This is a genomic window from Albimonas sp., assembly GCF_055129145.1.
On sequence record NZ_JBSRTQ010000044.1, the window covers coordinates 1 to 13,651 of the forward strand.

General features: G+C 70.0%; 11 protein-coding genes and 1 pseudogene. 9 read left to right on the plus strand and 3 right to left on the minus strand.

Annotated features, from left to right (window positions below; translation table 11 throughout):
* Positions 1-96 precede the first annotated feature (96 nt).
* Both ACTB72_RS09225 and ACTB72_RS09230 read right to left on the minus strand, forming a co-directional pair.
* Positions 97-1,698, minus strand: a complete 1,602-nt coding sequence (locus tag ACTB72_RS09225; RefSeq protein WP_463036697.1) for an ABC transporter substrate-binding protein — start codon at positions 1,696-1,698, stop codon at positions 97-99.
* 322 nt (positions 1,699-2,020) lie between these two features.
* On the minus strand, positions 2,021-2,884 hold the full coding sequence (locus ACTB72_RS09230; protein ID WP_463036698.1) for a GntR family transcriptional regulator: 864 nt from the start codon (positions 2,882-2,884) through the stop codon (positions 2,021-2,023).
* A 324-nt stretch (positions 2,885-3,208) separates the two neighbouring features.
* Here ACTB72_RS09230 and ACTB72_RS09235 point away from each other — a divergent pair, with 324 nt between their 5' ends.
* The 8 genes and pseudogenes from ACTB72_RS09235 (at position 3,209) to ACTB72_RS09270 (ending at position 10,634) form a co-directional block, all read left to right on the plus strand.
* Positions 3,209-3,985 carry an IS5 family transposase gene (locus tag ACTB72_RS09235; protein ID WP_463036699.1) on the plus strand — a complete coding sequence of 259 codons (777 nt, stop codon included), beginning with the start codon at positions 3,209-3,211 and terminating at the stop codon, positions 3,983-3,985.
* A 590-nt stretch (positions 3,986-4,575) separates the two neighbouring features.
* Positions 4,576-4,968, plus strand: a pseudogene (gene rplU / locus ACTB72_RS09240) (50S ribosomal protein L21); the annotation flags it as partial.
* Between the two features lie 32 nt (positions 4,969-5,000).
* Complete coding sequence (gene rpmA, locus ACTB72_RS09245; protein ID WP_463036700.1) at positions 5,001-5,276, plus strand: 50S ribosomal protein L27; 276 nt, start codon at positions 5,001-5,003, stop codon at positions 5,274-5,276.
* Between the two features lie 184 nt (positions 5,277-5,460).
* Entirely contained in the window at positions 5,461-6,045 is a 585-nt protein-coding gene (locus ACTB72_RS09250) for a GNAT family N-acetyltransferase (protein ID WP_463036701.1), read from the plus strand.
* Positions 6,042-7,091, plus strand: a complete 1,050-nt coding sequence (locus ACTB72_RS09255; RefSeq protein ID WP_463036719.1) for a GNAT family N-acetyltransferase — start codon at positions 6,042-6,044, stop codon at positions 7,089-7,091. The genes ACTB72_RS09250 and ACTB72_RS09255 overlap by 4 nt, the downstream gene beginning before the upstream one ends.
* A complete protein-coding gene (gene obgE / locus ACTB72_RS09260; RefSeq protein WP_463036702.1) occupies positions 7,088-8,140 on the plus strand; it encodes a GTPase ObgE in 1,053 nt (350 codons plus the stop codon). The genes ACTB72_RS09255 and obgE overlap by 4 nt, the downstream gene beginning before the upstream one ends.
* Positions 8,137-9,345 carry a glutamate 5-kinase gene (gene proB / locus ACTB72_RS09265; protein ID WP_463036720.1) on the plus strand — a complete coding sequence of 403 codons (1,209 nt, stop codon included), beginning with the start codon at positions 8,137-8,139 and terminating at the stop codon, positions 9,343-9,345. The genes obgE and proB overlap by 4 nt, the downstream gene beginning before the upstream one ends.
* The gene (locus tag ACTB72_RS09270) at positions 9,345-10,634 is read left to right on the plus strand and encodes a glutamate-5-semialdehyde dehydrogenase (RefSeq protein ID WP_463036721.1); all 1,290 of its coding nucleotides are present in this window, start codon (positions 9,345-9,347) and stop codon (positions 10,632-10,634) included. The genes proB and ACTB72_RS09270 overlap by 1 nt, the downstream gene beginning before the upstream one ends.
* A 406-nt stretch (positions 10,635-11,040) precedes the next feature.
* Here the strand turns inward: ACTB72_RS09270 and ACTB72_RS09275 are convergent, their stop codons facing one another.
* Positions 11,041-11,544, minus strand: a complete 504-nt coding sequence (locus ACTB72_RS09275) for a YcbK family protein (protein WP_463036703.1) — start codon at positions 11,542-11,544, stop codon at positions 11,041-11,043.
* A 385-nt stretch (positions 11,545-11,929) separates the two neighbouring features.
* Here ACTB72_RS09275 and ACTB72_RS09280 point away from each other — a divergent pair, with 385 nt between their 5' ends.
* The gene (locus tag ACTB72_RS09280) at positions 11,930-13,603 is read left to right on the plus strand and encodes a L,D-transpeptidase family protein (RefSeq protein ID WP_463036704.1); all 1,674 of its coding nucleotides are present in this window, start codon (positions 11,930-11,932) and stop codon (positions 13,601-13,603) included.
* Positions 13,604-13,651 lie beyond the last annotated feature (48 nt).

The following is a 13,651-nucleotide window of genomic DNA, read 5'->3' on the forward strand; positions in this document are numbered from 1 at the left end:
GCGGGCGGGGGGGGGGGGGGGCGGGGCGCCCGGGGGCGCCGCGCTGGGAGGTCCGGATCCGCGGCGCGCCGCGGGCTTGGCGTTCAGCCGGGGCGGTCAGTCTTCGAGGTAGACGTTGGTCAGGTCCTGGAACCAGCTCTGCGCCGAGACGAAGCCCTTGACCTTCGACGACATCGCCCGCGGGTTGAGGTCGTGGACGATGAACAGCCACGGCGCGTTGTCGACGATCAGCTCATGCGCGCGGGGCATCACCTCGTCGACCGCGGCCGGGTCGAAGTTCGCCTCGACCTTGTCGAGGATCTCGTCGAACTCCGGGTTCTTCCAGTGGCCCCAGTTGTAGGCGACCGGCGAGGCGTTCTTGGAGTGGTAGTAGCGGTAGAGGTAGGAATAGTCCGAGGTCACCAGCGACACGTTCAGCGCGTCGGCGCCCATCGTCGGGGGCGTGCCCGGCACGTTGCGGAAGGCGACCAGCAGGGTGCCCCATTCCACCACCTCGAACGACAGGTTGATGCCGACCTTGGCCATGCTCTGCTGGATGTATTCGTTCATCGGGATCGGCATCATCTGACCCGAACCGCTGGTCGAGATCATGATCTTGGCCTCGACCGGTTTGTCCGGACCATATCCGGCCTCTTTCAGCAGGGCGATGGCCTTCTCGGGATCGTATCCATAGTCATTCTTCGGGTGGCCGAAATACGGGTGGTCCTCCGGGTAGAGGCCCTTGGCCGCCGCGGCGGTGCCGTTGAGCAGGGTCACCAGGCCCTCGCGGTCGACGGCGTAGTTCGCGGCCTGGCGGACCCTCACGTCTTCGAAGGGCGAGCCCTCCATCATGTTGAACAGATAAGGCCAGATATGCGGGTAGGTGTTGGTCACCACCTCGAAGCCGGCCGATTCCAGGCCGGGGATCGCATCGGGCGGCGGCACTTCGATCCAGTCCACCTGGCCCGAACGCAGGGCGGCGAGACGGGTGGTCGCCTCCGGCATCGGGAACAGCTTGACCGCGTCGACCTTGGCGAGGCGGTCCGGGTTCCAGTAGCCGTCGAACTTCGACAGCGTGACGCTGACCCGCGGCTCGACATCGGTGATCCGGAAAGGTCCGGTGCCGGACGGCTTCTTGGAGAAGGCGTTCCAGTCCTTGCCCACCGCCTCGAACTGCGCGGGGCTGGCGATGAGAGTGTAGGCGATCACATAGGGGAAGTAGCTGGCCGGATATTTGGTGACGAGGACGACGGTATGGTCGTCGATCTTCTCCCAGCTTTTCAGCAGCGGGTTGCGCGCCTGGGTGATGGCGGCGCCGTTCTGGTCGAACTGGGGCGAGTCCTTGTCGAAGAACCGCTCGAGGTTCCAGATCACCGCGTCGGCGTCGAAGGCGGAGCCGTCGTGGAACGTCACGCCCTCGCGCAGCTTGAAGGTCCAGCGGGTGGGATCGGCCTCATCCGCCTCCCAGCTGGTGGCGAGCCCGGGGCGCAGCACGGCCGGCTTGTCGGCGCTGCTGAGATCCCAGTCGACCAGCGGCTCGAAGATCGGGAACCCGAGGAAGCGCATCCCTTCGAAGCCGTTGTTCGGCATGCCGGTGGTGGACGGCACGTCGGCGGCGGTCATGGCGATGCGGAGCACGCTCTCGGATATGGCCGGCTGGGCCGTCAGCAGCCCGGTCAATGCCGCGGCCGCCAGCGTTTTCAGGTAAGGAAGCTTCATGCGTGATCTCCTCAATGGACACCTACGCTACAGCAACCGCCGTGCCAGTCTTCGGGCGGTCCGGACAAATGAATCGGAAGTTGTTGATCGCGTTGCGGTTTCGGCGGACATTAATGTCCATACAATGGCCGTGCCCGCAAAATTGGTCTATACCATTTGCCTAATTATCTCGCGTTGCAGCATTTTTTATGACTTTTTTTGCTGCAGCGAAGAATCGCCTGCCGCAGTTGCGAAGGCGGGGCGGCGCGCCGAGGCGGGCGCCGGGAAGGCTTCGGGGAACGGGGAAGGCTCGTCGGGACCGATCCCGCGAAAGGATCGGGCGTCAGACCGGAATCGAGGCCTCGAATGCGTATCGTCCGGCCGGATGCGTGGTCACCGAGATCTGATAGATCTGGTCGTCGAGGTCATGATAGGCGCGCGCGATCCGGATCGCCGGCGCGCCTTCCGGAACCTCCAGCAGGTCCGCCAGCGCCGCGGGCGTCGCGATCGCTTCGATGCGAAGCGTCGCCCGCCCGGTATGCAGGCCCAGCTGACGCTCGACCAGCCGGAACACCGGCATGACGAAGGGGCCGACATCCTCCGGCCCGGTCTTCAGATCCGGCGGGCAGTAGGCATGGGTGTGCGAGACCGGCGACCCGGCCTCGCCGCCGAAACGGCAGAGCGAAAGCCGCAGCCATTTCCGCGCGGCAGGCACGCCGCATTCCGTTTCCAGCCGCGCGTCCGAGGTGAGTTTCTCGACGCCCAGCAGGCGGATATGGGTGTCCTTGGGATAGGACAGCAGCGCATCCAGCGACTCCAGCGGCTGCACGAAGTTCTGCGGATGGCGCGAGACCACGGTGGTGCCGGAGCCCTGGCGTCGCGCGATCAACCCATCGCGCTCCAGCAGCCGCAACGCCTCGCGCACGGTGCCGCGGCTGACCCGCTCGTTTTCTGCGATCGCGCGTTCGGTGGGCAGGGCATCGCCCACGGGTATTTCGCCGGCGGCGATACGGCGACGAAACGTATCGGCCAGCGACACGTGCCGTCGGGGCTCGACGCGCCGGTGCGAATGTCTAGCACCGCTCATCGCTGCGCGTTTTGCGTCTGGCGTTCGTTCCAGCAAATCGTTGACCTCCCCCGGGGGCCCAGCCGGGCCGTATGCGGTCTTCACACCGCACGCTGTCCGAAAGTTGGCTGGCTCCGCCATTTTTTTGCTTCGCGAGCGCGTTCTATCCACGAAAAGTGCTTCGCGCAAGAAATCAGCGCGTCTAGACTAATTCAGACTCACGTCGTTCCACAATTTTCCGATCATTGCTTTGATCCGGAAGCTTAGAGATGCTCAGTCCCGGCATTTGATGGATCGGATCGAGATCAAACAGCCAAGGTGAAGACCACGCTCGCTCACAGCATGTCCAGCGCGCTGCGTCCGTCATAAACCTCGCTATTTCAATTGCTTAGGTCGTGTTGACGAAGTGGATTCCCAAATCGGCTGAGGCGTGATTCAGAGTCCCTCCCTGGAAGGGAGGGGATCTTGGCTCGCAATCTGATGAGCGATGAGGAATGGGCGTTCTTCGCGCCGTTCGTGATCGAGAGCGGCCAGAAGAGATGCCGCCCGCCGAAAGATCACCGCCTGGTGCTGGACGGGGTGTTCTGGATCGCGCGGACCGGTTCGCCCTGGAGAGACCTGCCGGAAAGCTTCGGCCCGTGGGGCTCGGTCTACCGCCAGTTCCGACGATGGACGCTCGCAGGGATCTGGGACCTGATCCTGGAGGTCCTTAACGAGGCCGAGGCGCTGCAGCGTCCAGATGATCGACAGCACCATCGCCCGCGCCCATCACTGCGCCGCGGGCGCAAGGGGGGGATTCAGGATCAGGGTCTTGGCCGCTCAAGAGGTGGTTTCTCGACCAAGATCCATCTCAAGACGAACGGTGCGGGCCTGCCCATCGCCCTCGAAATCACGGGCGGCGAGGTGTCCGATTACCGCGGCTACGCGCCGTTGATGGCGGCCGACGGACCGACCGCCCGAGTGCTGCTGGCCGACCGCGGCTACGACTCCGACGCGATCCGGCAGGACATGCAGGACCGGGGCGGCGTGGCCGTGATCCCGGCCCGCAAGAACCGCAGGGTCCGTGAGAGCGTCGACACGCACATCTACGCCCTGCGCAACCGGATCGAGCGATGCTTCAACCGGCTAAAGAACGCCAGGCGCGTCGCCACCCGCTACGACAAGACGGCCGCGAGCTTCCTCGGCTGCGTCCAGGTCGCCTCGATCCGTATGTGGATCAGGGACTTCGTCAACACGCCCTAGGTCTTCGGCGCCATGAGCGCCCCGCCGCCCTGTAGCGCCTCAGGCATCTTTGAAGGCGGCTGCGGGGATGGCGACAATCAAGCGGTCGGCGTCGGGGTTCGCGCCCGCAACGGTGCAGGCTTGGCGCATGTCGGGCCCTGCGGCGACGGCGGCAAGCGTCGTCAAGGCGGGCGCGATCGCGTCAGTGGCGCCGGCCAGGGCGCGCGGCGCTCTCGCCGTCCGGCCCGCAGGGGCTGGGTTCGGGTGAGGATGGATTGGACGTATGGAGCGAGCGCGTGATCGGGCCGGTTGCACGTTCCCTGGGAAAATCGACGTCTCCGGCGGACCAATGCCGGGCGGGACGGTTTCGTCCCCGCGCAGGTCGGCGGCGCTTGACTTGGCCTGGAGGCGCGGCGATAAGCGCGGCTCTTGTCGCGGTGGGTCAGCCCGCCGCGATTCCGTCTGGCGCGACCCGCGCCGTACGCTCCCGACCGGGAGCGCGCCGTCCGAGGCGGGACGGGAGGCGCGACGGCCCCGGGCCCGACCGCTTCCCCGTCCCCGAAGTCCCCGCAAGGGGCGCCGCAGGACGCGGAGGTTTGAAGGAAGACACGATGTTCGCCGTCATCAAGACCGGTGGCAAGCAGTACAAGGTCGCCGCCGGCGACGAGTTCACCGTGGAGAAGCTCGCGGCGGAAGCCGGCGAGACGATCCAGTTCAACGACGTGCTGATGATCGGCGGCGAAGACGCCGAGCTGGCCGTCGGCGCGCCGTGGGTGGCCGGCGCCGCCGTGCAGGCCGAAGTGGTCGACCAGACCAAGGGCCCCAAGACGATCTCGTTCAAGCGTCGCCGCCGGAAGCATTCCTCGGCGCGCCGCAAGGGCCATCGTCAGCAGCTGACCCTGATCCGGGTCACCGAAATTCTCGCGACCGGCGGCGATGCCACCGGCGTGAAGGCGGCGCTGGGCGCGCGGTCGGCTCCGGCCGAAACCGCCTCCGCCGACGCCTGATCGCAGCGACACGTTAAGGAGAGACCGAGATGGCTCATAAAAAGGCAGGCGGCTCCTCGCGCAACGGTCGCGACTCTGCGGGTCGCCGACTGGGCGTGAAGAAGTATGGCGGCGAAGCCGTCATCCCCGGCAACATCCTGATCCGTCAGCGGGGCACCGTGTGGTGGGCCGGCGACAATGTCGGGATGGGCAAGGATCACACCCTGTTCGCGACCGTCGAAGGCGCCGTGAAGTTCACCAAGGGCTTCAAGGGTCGGACCTTCGTGTCGGTGATCCCGGCCCCGATGGCCGAAGCCGCCGAGTAACACCCCGACAGGGCCGAATTCACCAGAGGGCCGGCGGGGTGCATCCCCGCCGGCCCTCGTCGCTTTCCGGCGAAGGGGCCTCGGCCCCGCGCCGGTCGGGCCGACGCCGTCCGCCAGAGACGCGCGGTCCGAGGGGGAGACGCCTCTCAACGGGGAAGGCCCTGACTCAGGGAAGGATGGCGCGATGTTCGCGGCGATGATGGATGGAAAAAAGCTGCCGTCGACGATCGAGGCCGGGCGGCTGGTGCTGCGCGCCCCGCGCGCGCGGGACGCGGGCATGATGGCGCTCTATCTCGCCGACCCTCGGGTGGCGAAATCGCTGTCGCTGATCGCGCATCCGTTTCCGCCGGGCGCCGCCGAACAGATGATCGAACGTGCGCTCGCCGGGCGCCGATCCGGGCCGCTCTACGTCATGGACGCGAGCCGCTCCGACGGGCCCGAGATGGTGGGTCTGGTCTTTCTGAACGGCGCCGCGGACGAGGGCGAGGGCGTGTGGCGGCTGTCCTATGTGGTGGGACCGCCGTTCTGGAACACCGGCTACGCGACGGAGGCGGCCCGCGCCGTCTGCGCCACGCTGTTCGACGCGGGGGCCGAGGCGATCGTCGCCCAGGTCTACCAGGACAATTCCGCCGCTTCGGCCCATGTGCTGACCCGGGCGGGTTTCGATTATGTCGGCGACGGGGAGGCCTACAGCGCCGCCCGGGGCGCCGTCGCGCCCGTGTGGCGCTACCGGCTGGATCGGGAGAGATGGCGACCCCAGACCTCATGACGCCGCGGCTGCGCCTTCGGGCGCCGCGGCCTTCGGATATCGCGCCTCTGGCGGAGCTCAGCTCCGATCCGGACGTGGCGCGCATGACCACGCGCATTCCCAACCCCAATCCGCCCGACGCCCTGCGCGACGCGCTGGTCTCGATGGCCATGGCGGACGAGCTGGTGCGGGTGATCGACGACGGCGAACCGCAGGGCATGTGCGGGATCGGCCCGCGCGGCATCGGCTACTGGCTGGGCGCACGCGCCCGGGGCCGGGGCTATGCGCGCGAGGCGGCCGGCGCGCTGTGCATTCACGCCTTCGGGGCGCTGCGCCGGGATCGGGTGGAGGGGGCGGTCTTCGCCGACAACCCCGCCTCGCTGCGGGTGCTGACCTCGCTGGGCTTCCGGCGGGTGGGGGCCTCGCGCACCCATTCGCTGGGCCGGGGGGCGGAGGTCGACCAGATCGACCTCGTGCTCGACCGCGCCGGCTGGCTGGCGGGGCAGGGCATCGCGCTGGTCACCGCCAACCTGACCCTGCGCCCGATGACCGGCGACGATGCGCCGGCGCTGGCCGCGCTGACCGACCCGGTCTCGGCCCGGATGACCGGCACGGTGATCCACCCGATGACGCGCGACGCGGCCGCGGCGCGGATCGCGGCCGCCGCCTTTCGCGGGCGGCCGGGGTTCCGGCTGGGCCTGCGGCTCGGCGGGCGGCTGATCGGGGAGATCGGGCTCGGGCCCGCGCCCCGGACCGGCGCGCCCGACATCTCGGTCTGGATCGGCCCGCTCTGGCGCGGCCGGGGCTACGGGCGGGAGGCGCTGGCCGCCTTCCTGCCCCATGTCATGGACCGTTTCGCCCTGAAGGGGCTCGAGGCGGAGGCGTTCGAGGACGACGCCGCCTCCCGCGCCCTGCTGACCTCTCTGGGGTTCCGGGAGACCGGTCGGACGACGGGCGCGGCCCCCGCCCGCCCGGTCCCGGCCCCCCTTCTTCGCTTCGCGCTGACCCGCGAGGCGCTCTCCGCGGCGCTCGCCGTTGATCTCGAACCGGGCAGGAGCGCGGCATGAAATTTCTCGACCTCACCAAGGTTTACATTCGTTCGGGCGCCGGCGGAAACGGCTGCGTGTCGTTCCGGCGTGAAAAGTTCATCGAACAGGGCGGGCCCGACGGCGGCGACGGCGGCAATGGCGGCGACGTCTGGGCCGAGGCGGTGGACGGGCTCAACACCCTGATCGACTTCCGCTACCAGCAGCATTTCTTCGCCGGCAACGGCCGCGCCGGCGCCGGGCGCCAGCGCACCGGCGCCAATGGCGAGGACATGGTGCTGCGCGTGCCGGTGGGCACCGAGATCCTGGACGAGGATGAGGAGACGGTGATCGCCGACCTCACCGAGCTCGGCCAGCGGGCGCTGCTCGGCAAGGGCGGCAATGGCGGCTTCGGCAACCTGCACTTCAAGTCCTCGGTCCAGCGCGCCCCGCGCCGGGCCAATCCGGGGCAGGAGGCGGTGGAGCGCACGCTCTGGCTGCGCCTGAAGCTGATCGCGGATGCCGGGCTCGCGGGCCTGCCCAATGCCGGAAAATCGACGTTCCTGGCGGCGGTGTCGAACGCCCGGCCGAAGATCGCCGATTACCCGTTCACCACCCTGCACCCGAACCTTGGCGTCGCGGGCGTGGACGACACCGAACTGGTCATCGCCGACATCCCCGGCCTGATCGAGGGCGCGAGCGAGGGCAAGGGTCTGGGCGACCAGTTCCTCGGCCATGTCGAGCGCTGCGCGGTGCTTCTCCACCTGATCGACGGCACCGCCGAGGATGTGGTGGCCGACTGGCAGGTGATCCGGGCCGAGCTCGCGGCCTATGGCGCGGGCATCGACGAAAAGCCCTGCATCACCGCGCTCAACAAGATCGACGCGCTGACCGAGGAGGAGGTTGCCGAAAAGATCGCCGCCCTGACCGCGGCCGGCGCCGGGCGGATCCTGCCCATCTCCGGCGTCGCGGGGACCAACACGCTCGAGGCGCTGCGGATGCTGCGCCGCGAGGTGATGGCCAAGCGCCGCAAGGAGGCGGGGATCGACGAGGAAGGCCGCGGGGCGGAGGACGAGCCTTGGCGCCCCTGACCTACGCCGGCGCGGCCACAGGCGACGGCCATGCCTCCATCGCCGCCGCGGCGGTGGCGGGGGCGTCGCGGCTGGTGATCAAGATCGGCTCGGCCCTGCTGGTCGACGCCGCCACCGGCATGCTGCGCCGGGACTGGCTGGAGGGCGTCGCCGCCGACATCGCCGATCTGCGCGCGCGGGGGGCGGAGGTGCTGGTGGTCTCCTCGGGCTCCATCGCCCTGGGGCGGCGGGCGTTGAACCTCGCCCGCGGGCCGCTGGCGCTGGAGCATGCGCAGGCCGCGGCCGCGGTCGGCCAGATCCGGCTGGCGCAGGCCTATTCCGAGGTGCTGGCGCCCCATGGCATCCCCGCCGCGCAGGTGCTGCTGACCCTCGACGACACCCGCGATCGTCGCCGCTATCTGAACGGGCGGGCGACGTTGCGGACCCTGCTCGGCTTCGGCGTGATGCCGGTGATCAACGAGAACGACACGGTGGCCACCGACGAGATCAAGTTCGGCGACAACGACCGGCTCGCCGCCCGCGTGGCGCTGATGGCCGGGGCGGATCTGCTGGTGCTGCTCTCCGACGTCGACGGGCTTTACACCGGCGACCCGCGGCGCGATCCGGGCGCGCGGCGTTTCGATGCGGTCGACCGGATCACCGCGGAGATCGAGGCGATGGGGGCCGGCGTCGGCTCGGACGCGGGCTCGGGCGGCATGCGCACCAAGCTGCTGGCCGCCAAGACCGCGATGCGGGGCGGCTGCGCCATGGTGATCTGCAAGGGCGAGACGGACCGTCCTGTGGCGGGCCTGCTGGCCGGGGCGCCGGCGACCTTGTTCCGGGCCGAGGCGAGCCCGCTGACCGCCCGAAAGCAGTGGATCGCGGGGATGAAGCCGGTCGGCCGCTTGGTGGTCGACGCCGGCGCCGCCCGGGCCTTGCGCCGGGGCGCCTCGCTGCTGCCCGCCGGGCTGCGCGGGGTCGAGGGCGATTTCGGCCGCGGCGACCCGGTGGCGATCGTGACGGAAGCCGGCGAGAGCGTCGGCGCGGCGCTGGTCGGCTACCCCGCCGACGAGGCCCTGGCCATCGCCGGGCGGCAGTCTCGCGACCTCGAAGCCGCGCTGGGCCATCCGGCCCGCGCCGAGGTCGCGCATAGCGACAACATGGTCATCTGGGATGCGCAGCCGCAGGACGTCGCTGCGCAGGCCGAGGAAGGGAGCGGGCGATGATGGACGGAACGGGCATGGACCGGGACGGGACGCTCGACATCCCAGCGATGATGCGGGCCCTGGGCGAGGCGGCGAAGGCGGCGGCGGCGGAGCTTTCCTATGCGCCGGCCGCCACCCGCGACGCGGCGCTGCTGGCGGCGGCGCAGGCGATCGAGGACAGCGCGCCTGCGATCCTCGCCGCCAACGCGGCCGACATGGATTACGGGCGCGAAAAGGGGCTCAGCCCCGCGATGCTGGACCGGCTGATGCTGGACGCCCCCCGCGTCGCCGCGATGGCGCAGGGGTTGCGCGAGGTCGCGGCCCAGCCCGATCCGCTCGGCCGGGTCCTGGCCGAATGGGACCGGCCCAACGGCCTGCATTTCCGGAAGGTGGCCACCCCGCTCGGCGTGATCGGGGTGATCTACGAGAGCCGCCCCAACGTGACGGCGGATGCCGGCGGGTTGTGCCTGAAATCGGGCAACGCCGCGATCCTGCGCGGCGGGTCGGAGAGTTTTCACAGCTCGACCGCGATCCATGCGGCCCTGGCGACGGGCCTGCGGGCGGCCGGGCTGCCCGAGACCGCGATCCAGCTGGTGCCGACCCGCGACCGCGCCGCGGTGGGCGAAATGCTGGCCATGCAGGGCCTGATCGACGTGATCGTGCCCCGCGGCGGCAAGGGGCTGGTGGGCCGGGTGCAGTCGGACGCCCGCGTGCCGGTCTTCGCCCATCTCGAGGGGATCTGCCACATCTACGTCGATGCGGCGGCGGACCCGGCGAAGGCGCGCGCGGTGATCCTCAACGCCAAGACAAGACGCACCGGGATCTGCGGCTCGGCCGAATGCCTGCTGTTCCACCCCGATTTTCTCGCGGCGCATGGGGCCGAGGTGATCGGCGACCTTCTGGCGGCGGGGGTCGAGGTGCGCGGCGATGCCGGCGTGCAGGCGCTCGACGCCCGCGTGGTCGCGGCGGGGGCGGAGGACTGGGGCCGCGAATATCTCGACATGATCGTCGCGGCCAGGGTCGTGGCGGATGTGGACGCGGCCATCGCGCATATCCGCACCTACGGCTCGGCCCATACCGAAGCGGTGCTGACCGAAGATGACGCCGTGGCGGAGCGGTTCTTCGCCCGGCTCGACAGCGCGATCCTCATGCGCAACGCCTCGACCCAGTTCGCCGATGGCGGCGAATTCGGCTTCGGCGCCGAGATCGGCATCGCCACCGGCAAGATGCACGCCCGCGGCCCGGTGGGGGCGGAGCAGCTGACCTCGTTCAAATACCTGGTGGACGGAGACGGCACGCTGCGTCCCTGACCGGGGCGCGGGGGCGGATCCCGGGGGAGCCGCGCGACGACCGTCGCGCCGGCGTCGCCTGGGCGCCCGCGCGGCGTTGCGCCGTGGCGCAGGTGGTGACGGGCGACGTGCGGCGTGTAGGTTTTGACTTGCGGCGTCGCGCGGTCGGTTCGGGTCAGGAGGCTGAGGCGGGCCCGTGAACCGCGCGTGGCGCTTGGGCGATGAACCTGGTTGCGCCGTGATCCCGGACCTTGGGCGCCGGCGACGGTCACGCCAGGCGCAAGGGCCGTGTCGCCGCGCGGGCGCGCCTCCAAAGCTCTTGGTCGGGTTGTTGCGCGGCGCGCCCGCCAGGCGGCGGCACGCGCAGGGCGGAGAGGCCGGGCTCCGGCCCTCCGCAATCTCGCCCGAGCGTCGCCCGGGAGAGGGCTCAGGCGCCCCAGCTGCGCACGGGACCGCAGTCCAGATGCACGAAGCCCGAGCGGGAATAGGTGCCGACGCCACCGCCGCAAAGCGCCTTGCCGGCCCGCGCGACCTGACCGATGGATCGGCTCTTGAGCTTCAGGTCGATCGCCATCGCGCGAGTGTGGTAGCTGTTGCGCGCCACGCCGGACCGGTTCTGCCGCATCGCCGCATTGGTCTGCGGGCTGCGATAGCCCGAAACCACTTCGAACGGCTCGGCCGTGTCGAGCTTGCGATGCACCGCCGCCAGCACGTCGATGACTTTCTCGTGATAGGGTTTGACCAGTTCGGCGCGCCAGTCGCGCAGGATGGCGCTGACCTCGTCCAGCGCCTCCGGCACATACTGACCGTCGACCCAGTACACCGTATCCAGCTTCTCCTGAAGTCTGGCGTTGATGAACCGGATCCGACGATATTCGCCCTTGCCGATATTGATGGCCGGCGCGGCAAGTCCGGGACCCGCCCATGCCATCGCCGTCACGCCAGCCAACGCCGCAAGTGCGCCGCGCCGGCTCAATAGCCCGCTGCAGTTTTCTGTCACTATGTCCGCCTCGTTCGTCCTTCGACCGATGTGCCTCGATCGTTTCATTGGACGCGTCAAAGTTAACATGATGCTACCGACCTGCAAAGTTGCAGATAGGCGGCGCCGATTCCCCTGGTTCGGCGCGGAATGACGGGGCCCGGGCGCCGCACGACGGAGGCCTGCGCCGCGGCTCGGAATGGGGCGGCGCGAATGCGTCCTTATTCCCACGGCGTTAAGCAATTCTCCGCTAGGGGAGGGGCGCGCCGCTCGCCCACCGGGCCTGCGTGCGCTACCTTTGTCGCCAATCCCCGCTCGCTGTGCCCGAGGCGCCACAATGACGTTTACTCCCCTCAAATTCGCCGCTTTCGCCGCCATTTCGGCCGTGGCCACGTTGCAGACGGGGGCGTCCTTCGCCCAGACCGCCGGAATCGCCGCGACCCCGGCCGGGGCCTACGCCGCCGCCGCGCCGCGCGAAACGGTCCCGGCCACGCCGCTCGCCGCCGCGGTGCTCGCCGCGGTCGCCGGCTCTTCGGATCTGGCCGAATGGTACGCCGCCCGCGACGGAGCGCCGATCTGGTCGCCGGCCGGCGGCGCGCAGTCGCCGGACCGCATGCTCGACCGCCTCGCCGCGGCCGGGGAGGAGGCGCTGCCGACCCCCGTCTATGGCGGCGTCTCGCTGCGCGAGCGCGTGGCCCGCGCCGGCACGCTGGACGAGACCGGGCGCGCGGCGCTGGAGGTCGACCTCTCCCGCGCGCTGGTGCGCTATGCGGGCGACCTTTCGGCCGGCGCGCTGAAGCCGAGCCGCGTGGACTCCGAGATCCATGTCTTTCCCGACCGGCCCTCGGCCGCCGCGCTGATGACCGCCGCCGCCGCCGCGCCCGACCTCACGGTCTGGCTCGACGCCGTGGCCCCGCGCGATCCCGACTACAAGGCGCTGAAGGCCGTCTACGCCCGGCTGAAGCGGGAGGCCGCCGCCGGCGGCTGGCGCGCCGACCTCGCCGAAGGCGGCACGCTGCGCAAGGGCGACGAGGGTCCGCGGGTCAGCCAGGTCCGCGCCCGCCTGAGCGAGCTGGGCGAGCATGCGCCGGTCACCGCCCGGCCCGAGCTTTTCGACGACGGGCTGGAGGCCGCGCTGAAATCCTTCCAGCGTCGCCACGGGCTCAACGCCGACGGCCTCGCCGGCCAGCGCACCTTCGCCGCGCTGGGCGCGGATGTGGGCCAGCGGCTGCACCAGGTGGCGGTGAACCTCGAGCGTCTGCGCTGGGCGCCGCAGGTCTATGCGCCGCGCCACATCATCGTGAACCAGGCCGACTACCGCATGCGGCTCTACGACAACGGCCAGGTGATCCGCGACGCGCGGGTGGTCATCGGTCAGCAACGGCACCGGACCCCGGAATTCATCGACCAGATGACCCATCTGGTGGTGAACCCGACCTGGCACGTCCCCCGGTCGATCGCCACGCAGGAGATCCTGCCGGAGCTGAAGAAGGACCCGACCTACCTGACCCGCAAGAACATGCGGGTGGTGGCCACCGACGGCGGCCCGACCCCGATCGACAGCAGCTTGCATGACTGGACCCAGTACACCGGCGGCTACTTCCCCTACCGGGTGAAGCAGGGGCCGGGCGACGACAATTCGCTGGGCCGGGTCAAGTTCATGTTCCCCAACCAGTTCAACATCTACCTGCACGACACCCCGTCCAAGAGCCTGTTCTCCCGCGACGGCCGGGCCTTCAGCCATGGCTGCGTGCGGGTGCAGGATCCGTTCGAGCTGGCCTATCTGCTGCTCGCCCCGCAGCTCGACGACCCGCGCGCGACCTTCGACGCCTGGCTGGCGGCGGGGAAGGAGCGTTACGTGAACCTCTCCGAGCCGGTGCAGGTGCACCTGACCTACCGCACCGCCTGGGTGGACGAGAACGGGGCCGAGCAGTTCCGCGAGGACGTCTACGGCCGCGACGAGTCCGTCTGGGCCGCGCTGCAGGCCGAGGGGCTCGAAACCGGGCTCTGAGCCGCGCCTGCGAGCGGTCCTGCGACGCGCCCGCCCGCAAGGTCGGGC

What these genes read in the sequence shown, in the direction of transcription:
- ACTB72_RS09225 (WP_463036697.1), bottom strand. Translation starts at nt 1,698, where the DNA reads ATGAAGCTTCCTTACCTGAAAACGCTGGCGGCCGCGGCATTGACCGGG.
- ACTB72_RS09230 (WP_463036698.1), bottom strand. Translation starts at nt 2,884, where the DNA reads ATGGCGGAGCCAGCCAACTTTCGGACAGCGTGCGGTGTGAAGACCGCA.
- rpmA (WP_463036700.1), top strand. Translation starts at nt 5,001, where the DNA reads ATGGCTCATAAAAAGGCAGGCGGCTCCTCGCGCAACGGTCGCGACTCT.
- ACTB72_RS09250 (WP_463036701.1), top strand. Translation starts at nt 5,461, where the DNA reads ATGTTCGCGGCGATGATGGATGGAAAAAAGCTGCCGTCGACGATCGAG.
- ACTB72_RS09255 (WP_463036719.1), top strand. Translation starts at nt 6,042, where the DNA reads ATGACGCCGCGGCTGCGCCTTCGGGCGCCGCGGCCTTCGGATATCGCG.
- obgE (WP_463036702.1), top strand. Translation starts at nt 7,088, where the DNA reads ATGAAATTTCTCGACCTCACCAAGGTTTACATTCGTTCGGGCGCCGGC.
- ACTB72_RS09270 (WP_463036721.1), top strand. Translation starts at nt 9,345, where the DNA reads ATGGACGGAACGGGCATGGACCGGGACGGGACGCTCGACATCCCAGCG.
- ACTB72_RS09275 (WP_463036703.1), bottom strand. Translation starts at nt 11,544, where the DNA reads ATGGCATGGGCGGGTCCCGGACTTGCCGCGCCGGCCATCAATATCGGC.
- ACTB72_RS09280 (WP_463036704.1), top strand. Translation starts at nt 11,930, where the DNA reads ATGACGTTTACTCCCCTCAAATTCGCCGCTTTCGCCGCCATTTCGGCC.